This window comes from Pseudomonas sp., from assembly GCF_037994325.1.
In the GTDB taxonomy this organism is placed as follows: domain Bacteria; phylum Pseudomonadota; class Gammaproteobacteria; order Pseudomonadales; family Pseudomonadaceae; genus Aquipseudomonas.
In genome coordinates this window covers 1-15,630 of record NZ_JBBNAH010000398.1, presented here as the reverse complement: position 1 = coordinate 15,630, position 15,630 = coordinate 1, and the positions used below count along the sequence as shown (strand labels likewise).

Below are 15,630 nucleotides of genomic sequence, written 5' to 3'. Positions count from 1 at the left end.
CCCCTATATGGGGGTGGCTCAAACGGTCTACAAGGGGTGACAAAGGAAACTGGCGTGGTCGCCTTGTTTTACTGATGAGCAACAGATTACCTGCAGCGCAAGCGGAACTCACGCTACAGATATCAGGCTTTATAGGGTGGGACGGTTACAGGCAGGCGAAGGTCGCCTGCGCCTTGGCCACCAGTTTGTCGTCCTGGTGCACTTCGGCTTCGATCACCTGGGTGCGCCGACCGGCATGCACTACCCAGGCGCGGCACAGAATATCGCCGTCATCCACGGGGCGGATGTAGTTGATTTTGCTCTCCAGGGTCACCGTGCCCGGGCCGCCTACCACGCTGTGGCTGGCTTGGCCCATGGCCGTGTCAATCAGGGAAAACAACGCGCCGCCATGCAGCTTGCCGTGCAGGTTGCGCAGGCCGTCGTGCATGCTCAGGCGAATAACTGCCTCGCCGCCGTCGGCCTTGAGAATATGCAGGCCCAGCAGGTTGGCGAAGGCGCTTTTGCTACCGATTTCTGGCTCGTCTGCTGGGCGGGTCATGGCTTATTTCCGTAAGGTTTTGGCGTTGGCGAACAGCGCCGCCATGGCGTTATTGCTTGGCGCTTTCTCTTGCACCGGCTGCGCTTGCGGCCGTGGCTTGCCGCCGCCTTTGTTGCCGCCACCGCGCGGGCCGTCGATTTTCTCGCCCGGGGTATCGCCCATGCGCATCGACAGGGCGATACGGTTACGCGGAATGTCGACTTCCATGACCTTAACCTTCACCACATCGCCGGCCTTCACCGCTTCACGCGGGTCTTTGACGAATTTCTCCGACAGCGCCGAGATATGCACCAAGCCGTCCTGGTGCACGCCGATATCGACGAAGGCGCCGAAGTTGGTGACGTTGGTCACCACGCCTTCGAGCACCATGCCCAGTTGCAGGTCTTGCAGGGTTTCCACACCGTCCTGGAATTCAGCGGTCTTGAACTCCGGCCGCGGGTCGCGGCCCGGTTTTTCCAGCTCGGCGAGAATGTCGCTGACGGTGACCAGGCCGAAGGTTTCATCGGTAAATTTCTTCGGGTCCAGGCGCTTGAGGAAACCGGCATCGCCGATCAGCGAGCGCAAGTCGCGGCCGGTGTCAGCGGCAATGCGCTCCACCAGCGGGTAGGTTTCCGGGTGCACGGCAGAGGCGTCCAGCGGGTTGTCGCCATTCATAACGCGCAAGAAACCGGCGGCCTGTTCAAAGGTTTTCTCGCCCAAACGCGGCACTTTTTTCAGCGCATCGCGGGTTTTAAATGCGCCATGGGCATCGCGGTGGTTAACGATATTTTGCGCCAGCGTAGTGTTCAGGCCGGAAATGCGCGCCAGCAACGGCACCGAAGCCGTGTTCACGTCCACGCCCACGGCGTTTACGCAGTCTTCCACCACCGCATCCAGGCTGCGCGCCAGTTTCAGCTGCGACACGTCGTGCTGGTACTGGCCCACACCGATGGATTTCGGGTCGATTTTCACCAGCTCGGCCAGCGGGTCTTGCAGGCGACGGGCAATCGACACCGCGCCTCGAATCGACACGTCCAGATCGGGAAATTCTTTCGCCGCCAGTTCCGATGCGGAATACACCGAGGCACCGGCTTCGCTGACCATGATTTTGGTCATCTTCAATTCCGGCAGCTTTTTGATCAGCTCGGCGGCCAACTTGTCGCTTTCGCGGCTGGCGGTGCCGTTGCCGATGGAGATCAGGTCGACGCGGTGTTTGATGCACAACGCGCCAAGAATCGCCAAGGTCTGGTCCCACTGCTTTTGCGGCACGTGCGGGTACACGGTGGCGTATTCCAAGAGCTTGCCGGTGGCATCGACCACAGCAATTTTGCAACCGGTGCGCAGGCCCGGGTCGAGGCCCAGGGTGGCGCGCGGGCCGGCCGGTGCGGCCAGCAAGAGGTCGTGCAGGTTATGGGCGAAAACGTTGATCGCCTCGGTTTCGGCGCCGTCGCGCAGCTCGCCAAGCAGGTCGGTTTCCAAGTGGGTGTAGAGCTTGACCTTCCAGGTCCAGCGCACCACTTCGCCGAGCCATTTATCGGCCGGGCGGTTTTCGTTTTTCACCCCGAAGTGCTCGCCGATCATGCCTTCGCACGGGTGCAGGCTACCGGGGGTTTCGTCACCCACCTTCAGTGACGAGCTGAGAATGCCTTCGTTGCGGCCACGGAAAATCGCCAGGGCACGGTGCGACGGCATGCTTTTCAGCGGCTCGTCGTGTTCGAAGTAGTCGCGGAATTTCGCGCCTTCTTCTTCCTTGCCGGCGATCACACGAGCGCTAAGAATGGCTTCGTGCTTAAGGAAACTGCGCAGTTTATCCAGCAGCTTGGCGTCTTCGGCGAAGCGTTCCATAAGGATGTACTTGGCGCCTTCGAGCACGGCCTTGACGTCGGCAAAGCCTTTTTCCGCGTCGATAAAACGCGCGGCTTCGGTTTCCGGGGTCAGGGTTGGGTCGTTAAACAGGCCGTCGGCCAATTCGCCAATACCGGCTTCCAGGGCGATCTGGCCCTTGGTGCGGCGTTTCTGCTTATAGGGCAGATAAAGGTCTTCAAGACGGGTTTTGGTGTCGGCGAGGTTGATTTCGCGGGTCAGCTCAGGGGTGAGCTTGCCTTGTTCTTCAATGCTGGCGAGGATGCTGGCACGGCGCTCGTCCAGCTCGCGCAGGTAGCGCAGGCGCTCTTCGAGGTTGCGCAGTTGGGTGTCATCCAGGCTGCCGGTGACTTCTTTACGGTAGCGCGCGATGAAGGGCACGGTGGAGCCTTCATCCAGCAGGGCGACGGCAGCGGCGACTTGCTGCGGGCGCACACCCAGTTCTTCGGCAATACGGTTGTTGATGCTGGCGACGTTGCTACTCATAAATAAAGATCCACTTAACTAAGACGTGCTGACACAAAAACTTGAAGGCCGGCATTATACGCAGGGTGGTTTCTGAGGGGCCGGGAAAAATCTGCTAACGAATGCTGCGCACGCCCGACACAAGGCCTGCGCCATAATGCGCGACGATTTAAAGGAGCATCTATGAGCACCACGGCACCGCTTGAAGGCGAAAAAATTCTTATCGTCGATGACGATCCCGGTCTACGACGCCTGCTGGAACGTTTTCTTGAAGAGCAAGGCTACCGCGTTCGGGCGGTGGAAAACGTTGAGCAGATGGACCGTCTGCTGTCGCGTGAACTCTTCCAACTGTTGGTACTGGACTTGATGCTGCCGGGCGAAGACGGCCTGTCGGCGTGCAAACGTCTGCGCGAAGCCAACAACCAGATGCCGATCATTATGCTCACCGCCAAAGGCGACGAAAGCAGCCGCATTCAGGGCCTCGAGCAGGGCGCTGATGACTATCTGGCCAAACCGTTTAACCCACGTGAACTGCTGGCGCGGATCAAAGCTGTGCTGCGTCGCCAGGTGGTTGCTGTTCCCGGCGCACCGGGCAGCGAAGACGAAACCGTGACCTTTGGCGATTACGAGCTGTTCTTAGCCACCCGCGAACTCAAGCGCGGCGAAGAAGTGCATATGCTCACCACCGGCGAGTTCGCCGTGCTCAAGGCGTTGGTGCAACACGCCCGCGAGCCGCTGACCCGCGACAAGCTGATGAACCTGGCCCGTGGCCGTGAGTGGGATGCGCTGGAGCGTTCCATCGACGTGCAGATTTCTCGCCTGCGCCGCTTGATCGAACCGGACCCGTCCAAGCCGCGTTATATCCAGACCGTATGGGGCGTGGGCTACGTGTTTGTGCCGGACGGCAATAAGTAGCCCGTCCGTTTCGAGGTGACGACGATTTAACCAGCCACTCCGTCATCCCCGCGCAGGCGGGGATCCAGAATCGCGCAGGTGACATCGTTTACTCGGCTATCACCACACCGTCATTCCTGCCTTCGCGGGAATGACGGTGTAAGACCTTCAGTCTCCGTCCCATCCGGAACCCGCAGTCCCCCATGAAAACCCCCGTCTGGTTCCCACAAAGTTTCTTCGCTCGCACGCTCTGGCTGGTGCTGGTGGTGGTGTTGTTTTCCAAAGCCCTGACCCTGGTTTATCTGATGATGAACGAGGACGTTTTGGTCGACCGCCAGTACAGCCACGGTGCGGCGTTGACCCTGCGCGCCTATTGGGCAACGGATGAAGACAAGCGCGCGGTGATCGAAAAGGCCGCCGGCCTGCGCTGGACCTCCGATGCTGAAGAGCCGCCAGGCGAACAGCATTGGCCGTACACCGGCATCTTCCAGCGGCAAATGCGTATGGAGCTGGGGCCGGATACCGAAGTGCGTTTACGCATTCACCAACCGTCAGCGTTATGGGTGCGTGCGCCGGCGTTGGGTGATGGCTGGGTTGAGGTGCCGCTGTACCCGCACCCGTTGCGCGGGCAGAAAATCTGGGGCGTGCTGGGGTGGTTTCTGGCCATTGGCGTGCTGTCCACGGCCGCCGCGTGGATCTTTGTGCGTCAGCTTAATCAGCCGTTGAAGCGCTTGGTTTCGGCGACCCGGCAGTTGGGCCAGGGCCGCAGCGTGCGGCTGCCAATCAGCGACACACCGAGCGAAATGACCGAGGTGTACAGCGCCTTCAACCAGATGGCTGACGGTTTGGAGCAGGCCGCTCGCGAGCGTGAATTAATGCTCGCGGGCGTTTCTCACGACCTGCGCACACCGCTGACCCGTTTGCGTTTGGGGCTTGAGCTGCTTAATAGCGACACCGAGCTGGTCGACGATATGGTCCGTGATATCGAAGACATGGACGCCATTCTTGACCAGTTCCTCGCCTTTATCCGCGATGGTCGTGATGAGCGTTTGGAAGAAGTCGACCTGGCCGATCTGGTGGCCGACGCCGTGGCACCGTTTAACCACGACCGGGAAAACGTGCGCATGTGCCTGGAGCCGGTGCCGCCGTTTCCGCTGCGCCGGGTGTCGATGAAACGCCTGCTCAACAACCTGATCGAAAACGCCCTGCACCATGGCGGCGATGCCGTGGAAGTGGCGGCGTATGTATCCGGCGACAGCAATGCGCCGTATGTGGTGCTCAGCGTGCTCGACCGTGGCCACGGCATTAACCCGGCCGAGTTGGACGATATCTTCAACCCCTTTATCCGCGGTGATCGTGCCCGTGGCGGCAAAGGCACGGGGCTGGGCTTGGCCATCGTCAAACGTATCGCGGCCCAACATGGCGGCAGCGTAGAACTGCGCAACCGCTCCGGCGGCGGGCTGGAAGCACGGGTGTGTTTGCCGTTGGGGCTGTTGCTGCCGAGGGATGCGGTGTAGGTCAGATAGGTGGCTGCGGCGATAAGCTGGATGCCCGCCTACGCGGGGAAGACGGTGTAATCAAAGACACCTACGTCATCCCCGCGACGGCGGGGATCCAGGGATTTCGAATACTGGCAAAACACCGGCACAGAAGACGCAACGCTGTTCTATGCTAAGCCGGCGTCTTGTCCCGAGGTCCGCATGCCCGCTGTCTTCCAACATCCCCCGAAGTGGACGTGGTGGCTGCCGCTACCGTTGTTGCATTTAGCGACCTGGTGTTCGCTGTCCACGCAATTCACCGTGGGCATGGCGCTCTGGTATCTGCCGTTTGCCTTAGGCCTGGTGTTTACCTATTGGTGGGGGCCACGGGTGCTGCTGGCCATCTATATCAACGCCGCCGTCAGCGCGCCGTTGTGGGGGCTGGATTGGCAGTGGGGGCCATTGTTCGGCCTTCCAGAAACCTTGGGCACTGCTGCCGGTTGGTGGTTACTGCGGTGCCGCCAGTTCGATATCGCGCTACCTGACCTCAGCCATCTGATTCGCTACCTGCTCCTCGGCTTGCTGGTGCCCGTCTCGGTGCTGGCGCTGTTGGTGCAGAGCGCGCTGTTTTTGACCGGGCACCCGCCCACGTCTGAATGGGCGCTCGATAGCCTGAATATGTGGCTGGCCGACAGCTTTAGCACCCTGGTAATTGCCACACCGATGCTCAGCTACCTGACCATTTGCCTGCGCCGTCGCGGCTGGGTGGCGCCGGCTGCCGGCCAGCCAGATAGTCGCGTCGAGGAGCTAGCCGAACCCCTGCGGCGCTTGCCACCGTGGTGGCTGCTGGTGGGTTTGCTGGCTGGCCTGCCGCTGCTCCTCAATATGTTGCCGGTACAACTGACCTTGCCCATTCTCGGCGTGGTCATGCTTAGCCTGGCCATGCTCTGGGGCTACCCTGGCGCACTCTGCGGCGCGGTGCTGAGCAGCCTGGTGGTGCTGGCCATACCGTTGCTGCAGGCCAGTCAGGGAGCTGCGGTGGTGCTCGGTTCGCCGCTTAACGAACTGCACCTGAGCGTGTTGCTGTTGATGGTCGCCACCTTGTTGATTGGCCGTAGCCTCAGTGATTTACGCCTGTCCCTCAGCCGCAGCGCGCATATGCAACAGCAACTGGCCTTGGCCAACCTGGCCCTGGAAGCCAGCCCGCTGGGCATTTCCATTGCCGATGCACGCCAGCCTGACTTGCCGCTGATTTACTGCAACCCGATGTTTGAACGCATCACCGGCTACAGCCGCGCCGAAGTGCTGGGGCAAAACTGCCGCTTTCTGCAAAGCGATGACCGTAACCAGAGCGAGCTGCATCTGTTGCGCGCTGCCTTGCAGCGTGGTGATGGCGCCCAAGTGGTGGTGCGCAATTACCGTAAAAACGGCACGCCGTTCTGGAATGAAATCACCCTGTCGCCACTGCGCGATGACCGTGGCATCAGCCACTACATTGCCCTGCAAAACGACGTCACCTCCCGCGAGCGTATGGCCGCGGAAGTCGCCTCACGCCGCGAAGAGCTGCTGCGCCAAACCCATCTGCTTACACAAACCGAGGCGATTGCCGATATCGGCGGCTGGGTGCTGGAAGTGCCAGGCCTAGATATGTACTGGAGCGAAGGCTGCTTTCGCCTCTATGAGCTGGACCCCTCCGGCGCCACGCCGGACTTTAACCAGGCCATCGGTTATCTCGACAAAGAGGGCCAGGCCACCGCCCAGCGTACCCTCACCGAAACCATGAGCGACGGCCGCCCCTTTGATGTGGAAGTGCGCCTGATCACCGCCCGTGGCAACTCGCGCTTTCTGCGGGTGATGGGGCTTGCCGAGATGGACGACGGCAACGTCATCCGCATCTACGGCGCCATTCAGGACATCTCCGCGCGCAAACACACCGAACAACAACTGCGTGAGCGTGATGAGTGGCTGCGCTTGTTTTTCGAGGCGCCCCTGATCGGTATGGCCATGATCAGCCCGCAGGGCATGTGGCTGGAGGTCAACAGCAAGCTCTGCCAGATACTTGGCCGTGGCCGCGATTACCTGCGCAGCAGCGGCTGGGCGCAAATCACCCATGCCGACGATCTGCTGACCGAGCAGCCGTTGTTTGAGAGCGTGGCGCTCGGTGAGCGTGACGATTACGAGCTGGACAAACGCTTTCTGCGCGCCGACGGCAGCGTTATCTACACCCGCCTGAGCTTGCGTGCGGTGCGCGACGCCCAGGGTCGGCTGGAAGCCTGCCTGGCGCTAATTGAAGACATCACCGCCCGTTACGAAGCCGAGGCGCGCTACCGCACCTTGGTGGAACATGCGCCGGAAGCCATCTTGCTGTTCACCGAAGAGGGCGGCTTGGTCGATGTTAATGAAAACGCCGAGCGTCTATTCAAAATGCGCCGTGAAGAGCTGCTGGGCCGTCGCCCGGTGGAGCTGAGCCCCGTGCGCCAGGCTGATGGGCGTGTTTCTGCCCAAGCCGGTATGGGCTACACCACCGCTGCCCTGGAAGGCGCCGCCCCGGTATTTGAATGGCTACACCGCGATAGCGCCGGCCGCCAGTTGCCCTGCGAAGTGCGCCTGGTGCGCATGCCCGGCGAGCAAAAACTGATTCGCGCCAGCGTCACTGATATTTCCGAACGCCAGCGCTACCAGCGGGAAATCGAACGCCTGGCCTACAGCGACGAACTCACCGGCCTGCCCAACCGCCGCCTGCTGCTCGACCGCCTGCAACACGCCATGACCCGCGAAGTACGTGACAGCTCTTTTGGCGCCTTGCTGTTTATCGACCTCGACCACTTTAAAACCGTTAACGACAGCCTCGGCCACCCGGTCGGCGATGCCTTGCTGCGTGAAGTCACCACCCGCTTGGCCGGCTGCCTGCGGGCCGAAGACACCCTGGCCCGGCTGGGCGGCGACGAGTTTGTGGTGCTGCTGGAAAGCATCGGCGACAACCCCGACGTGGCCGGCGAACACGCCGCGGATGTTGGCGAAAAGCTGCTGCAAAGCCTGCTCGGCAGCTACCACATCGACGGCCACGAACTCTCCATCAGCGCCAGCATCGGCATCGCCCTGCACCCGGTGGGCGAGCAGGGCGCCGCCGATGTGCTTAAACAAGCCGACACCGCCATGTACCGGGCCAAACGGGGCGGCCGTAACGCGCTGCACTTTTTCGCGCCGGCCATGCAGGCGGCTATCGACCAGCGCCTGCAACTGCAAGGAGAACTGCGCCAAGCCATTGCCCGCGACCAACTGCACCTGGCCTTTCAACCGCAGCTGGATCTGCTCACTGGCCAAGTAGTCGGTGCCGAGGTGCTGCTGCGCTGGACCCACCCCGAACGCGGTGAAATTCCACCGACACAATTTATTCCGCTGGCCGAAGAAACCGGGCTGATCCTCGATATCGGCGCCTGGGTGCTCGACGAAGCGTGCGCCGCCCTGGCGCGTTGGCACACGCGCTGGCCCGAGCTGGTGCTAGCAGTCAACCTCAGCCCCCACGAACTGCGTCAGTTTGACGTGGTGCAACGGGTGGCCGATTGCCTGAAACGCTATGACCTGCCGGCCAGCGTGCTGGAGTTGGAAATCACCGAAGGCGTACTGCTTGAAGACGTCGACCAATGCATCGCCGCCATGCAAGCGCTCAAAGCCCTGGGCGTACGTTTTGCCATCGACGACTTTGGCACCGGCTACTCCTCGCTTACCTACCTCAAACGTTTGCCGCTGGACCGGCTGAAAGTCGACCGCAGCTTCGTCCGCGACCTGCCCGACGATGCCAGCGGCCTGATGCTGGTGGAAACCATCCTGATGATCGCCCGTAACTTGGGCCTGGAATGTGTCGCCGAGGGTATTGAAACCGGGGCCCAATACGATAGCCTGCGCGGCCTGGACTGCGCCTTGGGCCAGGGTTTCTACTTCAGCCCGCCGTTAAGCGAAAACAACTTTTTAAACTGGCTGCAGCAGCCACGGTAAGTCACCGTTTTGGCTTAGCGCTAAAAGTGGGGCGGCCCGAGTGGCCTCGTAGGGTGTGCTGTGCGCACCCAGGCGGTTCCCCGGCGAACGCAATGGCGCGCACAGCACACCCGACAACCCAATTGAGTGCTTTATGGTTTTTGACCGGCTGCGTTCTCTGCTGCAAACCCGCCGCTATAACGCCGAGGCCGCCATGTGGCTGCGGCAACTGGGTGATGCCGACCCTGAGCGGCGCGAGCGGGCGGTGCGGGAGTTGGGGGAGCGGCGTGATGAGCGTTTTCGTCAGCCCCTGCTGGCCGCCTGCCAAGACCCTAACGACCAGGTGCGTGGTTGGGCGTTGGCCTATGTGAGCGAGATCGCCGACGACCAATTGCCACTCTATCTGGCCGCTGCCAGTGACCCTTCGCCGTTTGTGCGCGAGCAGGCCTGCAATGCGCTGCGCTACTCCAGCGCCGAGGCCATTCCCGTATTGCTCAAGGCACTGTCGGATGAGGCCGCCGCAGTGCGCCTGGAAGCGGTGATCGGTTTGGGCTCGTTGAATGCCACAGAAGCCATTGCGGCAATAACGCTTTTGCAGCAGAACGATCCGGACGAAAACGTTCGCGACTATGCGGCCGGGGTGCTTGAGGATTTTGCCGAGCGGCGGGCGCCGTCTTCATTTACCTGGGAGCCCGAACCAGTCGAGCCGCCGGATATTCCCGCACTGCTTGCCGCGCTAAATGGCACGGCTGTTTCTGCGCAGGTGCAGGCGTGTATCGCCCTGCAAGTGGTTGCGCTGCCTGAGGCTGTTGAGCGGCTAATGGAGTGCTTGCAGCATGCCGATGAAGACGTCCGGGCCCAAGCGGCACTGGCCCTCGCCGCCAGTGCTGCCCCCCGTGGTTATGACCCTTTACGTGAGTGCTTGAAGCGCGAAGCAAGTGCTTACGTACGGCGGCGCTTGGTGTGGGCATTAAGTTTTTACCCGGCTGAGCTCTGTATTCCATTGCTTACCCAACGCCTTGCCGACCCAGAAGAGCCAGTAAGGCAACAGGCGGTGCTGGCGTTGCAACAGCTGTGCGAGGTGCATGAGTTGGAGATGCTGTTGGCGCATTTGCCTAAGCGGGTGCCGGGGGATGTGGCGGCGGCGTTGACCGAAGTGATTGTCGAGTGGGATGAAAGCGACAGCTTGCCGGCAGCATCGCAGCGGCAGATTCGACTGGGGACGGTGTACTACGAGTAACGCCTCATTGCTTGCCAACGGCATGCCGGTCCGCGTCTTGGCGACTGCGGGAGTGCTTGTACGCGGACTGGCAAACCTGCGGGTCAGCCCCAACTGGCGGCTATTACAGACTCCAACGCCGCGCGGTAGTTAAGTGGCGGGCTGCTGCTGGCCGAACTCGGCGGGGCAAAGGCGGCCATGGCTTCGATCAAACGATTGAGCCGCGCCGCGTCGATTGCCTCGCCGGCGTGGGTTTCAAAGGTGAGTTTTTGTTTGCTCGGGTCGCTAAACCAGTCGTTAACGGTGAGTTTGTCGCCGGTGCCGCTAATGCTCACATCAAGGTTATTGGCCGAGCGGCTAAACCACAGATCTTTGACATCAACCGTGTCACGGAAAGTGATGCGATTGGCGTTAGCCCAGCGTTCTTCGGGGCTGATGATGGTGTCGTGGCCGTAGCCGCGGCCAAACACGTAGGTGTTGTTGCCCTCGCCGCCGTTAAGAATGTCGTCGCCCGTGCCGCCATCCAGTACATCATTGCCGCCCTGGCCTTCGAGCACATCATTACCGGCTCCGCCGGCTAAGACGTTATCGCCGCGGTTACCGATCAATACGTTATCCAGCTCATTGCCGGTGGCATTGATGTCTTCGTTCCAGAGCTTTAGCGGCTCCAGGGTGTAAATGGCATAGGCGTTGCGCACATCGGCGGCCTTGCGGAACCGTTCAATGCCGACAAAACGGGTCATATCGCTGACCTTTTGCCGGCCCGAATCGGCGATATAAAAGCCCAGCAACTCGCCATTGCTTTCGCTGTACGCCACGCCGGTAACGGTGACCATATGGTTTACCGCGCCGGTGCCGGTGTAGCGTGTGTCATCCCACAGCGCTCCGGCGTTTACCGCCAGCACCACGCCACGGCCACTGCGCAGCAGATTGGCGGTGCCTATTTCGTTGTAACCCTCAATCACGTCGTTGCGGATGCCATAGCGCTCAAGCAGCTGTTGCTGACCCAGCACGTCGGAACCCCCGGCCTGGCTTGGGTAATACGCGCGCTCGACCCACTCATTGTCGAGCGCCAGCTGCAACAGCTCGCCCTCACTGGCGGGGCGATTGGCTTGGGTCAACAGGTTGGCAATCGAAGTCAGCCCGCAGGTGCCCTGGTAAATCGGATCGGCATCGCCCTGCATGTAATCCAGCTCATTGGCCTTGGGATAGCCATAGATCCGGCTGGCCTGCCCATCGACCACACCTTTTTCGCCCATGGCGAAATCCAGAAGGGTCAGGTTTTCCACGTTGGCGGCCAAAGTATGGCTGATGCTCGACTGCACCGTATCGACCCCTTCGCCAGCGTGCTCCGCGGTCTGGTCGCCAATATTGTCGACGTAGTAGGTGTCGTCTCCGGAGCCACCCAGCATGCGGTCCGCGCCCGTGACGCCATCAAGGATATTGTTGCGGCTATTGCCGATCAGCAGGTTATCCAACGCATTGCCGGTGCCATGGATATCCAGGCCCTCAAGCAACTGCAGCTCCTCCACCTGAGCATTCAGCAGGTAGCTGGTGCTGCTAATCACCCGGTCATAACCTTCGCCCTGGTGTTCGAGAATCACATCGTTAACGCTGTTGACCACATAGGTGTCATCACCCTGGCCGCCCTCCATGTAATCGGTGCCCGCACCGCCGTCCAGATAGTCGTTACCGACACCGCCCAGTAGCTTGTCGCTGCCAGCGCCGCCATACAGCCAGTCATTATCGGTGTCGCCGGCTTCCAGCGTTTTCTTGGCTTCGTTATTGGCCATAAAGCCTACCAACGTGTCGTCGCCATCGCCGCCATACAGCACGTCATCGCCCACCTGGCCAAATAGGCGGTCATTGTCGTCCTCACCAAACAGCAGATCGTTACCCAATCCACCGACGAGAAGATCCCGCCCGGCACCGCCATACAACGTATCGTCGTCCGTTTCGCCAGGTAGCAAGGTTTGCTTGCTGTCATTGCTGGCGGTAAAACCGATTAGCGTGTCATCGCCAACGCCGCCCCACAGAGTGTCATTGCCCGCTTCGCCGGCCAGCCAATCATTGCCGGTTTCGCCAAGCAACTGATCGTCATCGTTGCCCCCCGAGAGCTGATCGGCGCCGTCACCGCCAAACAAGATGTCGCGGCCTTGGTCGCCATACAGCACATCGTCCCCGGCTTCGCCCAACAAGATGTCTGCACCGTTACCCCCCGACATCTGGTCTGCGCCCTCGCCACCGAACAAACGGTCGGCGCCGTCTTCGCCGTAAAGACGGTCGTTACCTGCTTCGCCATGCAGGTCATCATTACCCGCCAGGCCCCACATAAAGTTGACACTGGCATTGCCCCACAGATCGTTGTCGGCGGCGTTGCCACTCACATAGCGGCCAGTTGCAGCAGCAATACGTGACTTGGGCGTTTCAGTGCCGCTGGCCGACAAAACAGCAGCGGCTTCTGGCGCCGTAGCGGTAGCCGTCACTAACCTCGCAAATAGGCCCGCGCCTTGAGTGAAAAATGTGAAATCAATAGACCTGATGCGCTCAATGCCGCGTTGCAACAGCGACTTCACCTCGCCGGCTTCCACCTTGCCGTTTTCATTGGCATCGGTCCAAGCGCAGAGGGGCGCCAGCTCATCCCCGGAAAGTTGGCCATCGGCATTGCCAACCAGCGCGTGCAGCTGTTCGCCAGATAGACCGTGTTGGTTGCTGTCGAGCAGGGTGAAGGTTCTCTCGGCAATGGATGCCGCGTTATCAACAGTCAGCGCGCGCGAATCATAAAAGGCGCCGATGGGGTTGTAGCGGATGCCGCTGGTATCCAAGCCAAAATTAAATTCATTACCGCCGTTGGCACCTGTGCCGCCAGGCTTAGATAAGTTATTCAGCAGGGTTTTTGAGTACCAATCGGTAAACGAATTGTAATAACCCTGACTGATTAAACGCTGGTCATAAAGCCTGCGTGCCTCAGTCTCGTAATTGAGTAAGGAGGGATCAAAGCCAGGTGTGCCTGAACTATTGTTTAATGCTTTTTCCAGCGTCATTCGGAGTTGTCCAGACAAAGTCGCTTCCTGAACGCGCTCTTGCCATCGCGTGAAGTCTTCACCGGGCTCAGTAAACTGTTTTTTCGTGCTCAGGTACGTTGAGTCAAAGTTGCTTAAAGAGATAATGTTGGCGGACTTAAGATGGGCGCTGGTGCCAACCAGGTTGCCGGTTCGATTGGCCCACATTGCTAGTTCCGCAATAAATGCGAGGTTCGGTGAGGATTCGTTTAGCTCCCCCGGTCCGTTTGGATTCTGTCTTGCAGCAGCAAGCGCCTGGTTGACGTGTTTAAAGACGATTTCGACTTGGGCGGCGTCTGCTTGGTCGACTAGGTTTCGCTGCGCGGATAAAGCTGAATTTATTAATTCCCTTTGAAGTGCATTTAAGTTTTGGTTGTTCCAGACCACGTTGTAAAGGATGTTGGCATGCTGCTGATCAAGGGCGCCACTTGAAACTTGAGCGTCCAAAATGCTTTTGAATGTTTGTGCGGCGGCCGGGTTGGTTTTAATATCATTTTGAAGTGCGCCGAATGAGTACCCGCTATTGCCTCCGGCTTTAACTAATTCGTACGGGCTCGTTGCACCAGTTTCGGAGCTGCTTACAGCGTTTTTTATAAACGATTTAAGATCGATATCGTTCATGGGTAACTCCCTTATTTAACTTTTTCTAAGAGGTCAAAGTCTTCTTTTGGTACGTAGGTGAGTTCTCCGCTGCGGCTGCGGTACACCAGCATCTCTATACCGGCAGGGTTTTTTACCGTGCATAGCGTTTTGATGAGCCACTTACAGTTGCCGTAAGGGCAGATGATCCCTAATGACCGGTAGTCCTCACTTTTTTCAGGTAAAAAATACTCATCGGTTGGTTTGCTATTGATATAAATTCCTTGTTCGTAGATTAAGGCCATGTCGCGCGGTATTTTCTGAAGGTTTATGCGTTGTTTATCATCGAAAAGGTATGGGTTTTCGTGGATTTTTTTTCCAATTGAATCGTTTAAATAACTTTCCATGGTATGGCGCTTATCCAGCTGGCATGGAATAGAGATATCCGTCGATGAGGCGTATCCGTAAAGCCTTGTGTATTTTTCTACGCGAGTTTCCGCTACGGACAATTCAGGGAAGAGTAAAAAGCAAAGAAGCGAGGTGAGGTAAGCACTATAATTGGTCATTAGCACGGCTCAATTCGAAAAAATCTACAGCTTGTTGTGCGTAACATTGCAAGAGTTATATAAGAAAGAAGTAGTTTGTGCGTAGTTATCCGCCAGTACAGTGACGATTTAAAAATGCTTCCATTTCTTTTGGGCTATTTTCAAACGTAACGGTTAACGCAAAATGGCCGGACATGCGGTCGTTGCAAAGCATCACAGGAGAACGCTTTGGAATAAGAGAGCAGCTAGCTACATAGCTAAAATTTTCACCGGCTGTCATATAGTAAATGTCTTCGCAGTGCTGAATGTTGATGGTGACGCCGTTTAGCTTTGCTGAATATTCGAAGTCTTTAATTCTAATGGGGAACTGTGACTTCTCAACGCTCAGTAGTGGGTAATCTAAGCGCTCTTCTGCGCTACTGTTCTGGGGTAGGGTTATTAGCAGTAGAGCTATATTGAGTAGGCATAAATGTACGGGATTTTTCATGTTGGATTCGCCTTGTTGGTTCTGTGTGGTCGGTGATTGTTGGTCTGTAAAGGGCGATATTTTTATGTCTTACTTATGAGTTGAGGATTCGAAGTCTCCTGCAGTTTTTATTGGAGTGGTTAGGCGGAGTTGCTCGATATTGCGGTCAAAAATATATATAATGTGTGTTCGCCGAACTAGGCTTATGATACAGCAAATGCTGTCAGCCTTAATGTTTTTGAATTAAAAGTTGCGCCAGTTATAGAAAGTAACCCTGCCACCCATCCCAGTTGCGCGAGTGCAAGGCCGTAAACTATTAGTTCATATAAGTTAAGTCTTGCCAGGTTGCATTTATAACACCAAATTAAATAGATAAAGATCGTTGTAGGCATGCTTGCGAACCAAACAAACAAAGTGGTTTTTCTCGTCTGTTTGAAAAGGCGGATAGAGATGATATAGATCACTAAGATCCCTAGATGAAAATAGGGGAAGTCGAACTGCCGCCAAACTTTCTTTGTTGCTAACAAAATATCGAGCATTAGCCTTCCTCCGATCTGTCTTTTCCTC

At 58.4% G+C, this 15,630-nt stretch carries 10 protein-coding genes; 4 read left to right on the top strand and 6 right to left on the bottom strand.

Going from position 1 to position 15,630, the window contains the following annotated elements:
• Window positions 1-145: 145 nt before the first annotated feature.
• Window positions 146-538, bottom strand: coding sequence for a PaaI family thioesterase (locus AAAB16_RS13545; RefSeq protein WP_340663792.1), 393 nt, complete (start codon window positions 536-538; stop codon window positions 146-148).
• Window positions 539-541: 3 nt separating this feature from the next.
• Window positions 542-2,866: a Tex family protein gene (locus AAAB16_RS13540; protein WP_340663791.1), complete on the bottom strand. Its 2,325-nt coding sequence runs from the start codon at window positions 2,864-2,866 to the stop codon at window positions 542-544.
• Between the two features lie 162 nt (window positions 2,867-3,028).
• Here AAAB16_RS13540 and ompR point away from each other — a divergent pair, with 162 nt between their 5' ends.
• The 4 genes from ompR to AAAB16_RS13520 all read left to right on the top strand — a co-directional run bounded on the left by ompR (window position 3,029) and on the right by AAAB16_RS13520 (window position 10,432).
• Window positions 3,029-3,760 (top strand): two-component system response regulator OmpR, encoded by a 732-nt coding sequence (gene ompR, locus AAAB16_RS13535; RefSeq protein ID WP_110615738.1) that lies wholly within the window; start codon window positions 3,029-3,031, stop codon window positions 3,758-3,760.
• A gap of 182 nt (window positions 3,761-3,942) precedes the next feature.
• Window positions 3,943-5,256 carry an ATP-binding protein gene (locus AAAB16_RS13530; RefSeq protein WP_340663790.1) on the top strand — a complete coding sequence of 438 codons (1,314 nt, stop codon included), beginning with the start codon at window positions 3,943-3,945 and terminating at the stop codon, window positions 5,254-5,256.
• 183 nt (window positions 5,257-5,439) lie between these two features.
• Window positions 5,440-9,213: an EAL domain-containing protein gene (locus AAAB16_RS13525; protein WP_340663789.1), complete on the top strand. Its 3,774-nt coding sequence runs from the start codon at window positions 5,440-5,442 to the stop codon at window positions 9,211-9,213.
• A gap of 133 nt (window positions 9,214-9,346) precedes the next feature.
• Window positions 9,347-10,432, top strand: a complete 1,086-nt coding sequence (locus tag AAAB16_RS13520; RefSeq protein WP_340663788.1) for a HEAT repeat domain-containing protein — start codon at window positions 9,347-9,349, stop codon at window positions 10,430-10,432.
• 83 nt (window positions 10,433-10,515) lie between these two features.
• Here the strand turns inward: AAAB16_RS13520 and AAAB16_RS13515 are convergent, their stop codons facing one another.
• The 4 genes from AAAB16_RS13515 to AAAB16_RS13500 form a co-directional block, all read right to left on the bottom strand.
• Window positions 10,516-13,455, bottom strand: coding sequence for a calcium-binding protein (locus tag AAAB16_RS13515; protein WP_340663787.1), 2,940 nt, complete (start codon window positions 13,453-13,455; stop codon window positions 10,516-10,518).
• A gap of 650 nt (window positions 13,456-14,105) precedes the next feature.
• Entirely contained in the window at window positions 14,106-14,618 is a 513-nt protein-coding gene (locus AAAB16_RS13510; RefSeq protein ID WP_340663786.1) for a hypothetical protein, read from the bottom strand.
• 85 nt (window positions 14,619-14,703) lie between these two features.
• Window positions 14,704-15,084: a hypothetical protein gene (locus AAAB16_RS13505; protein ID WP_340663785.1), complete on the bottom strand. Its 381-nt coding sequence runs from the start codon at window positions 15,082-15,084 to the stop codon at window positions 14,704-14,706.
• A gap of 182 nt (window positions 15,085-15,266) precedes the next feature.
• Window positions 15,267-15,630: hypothetical protein (locus AAAB16_RS13500; protein ID WP_340663784.1), on the bottom strand; the 364-nt coding region annotated here is incomplete at its 5' end.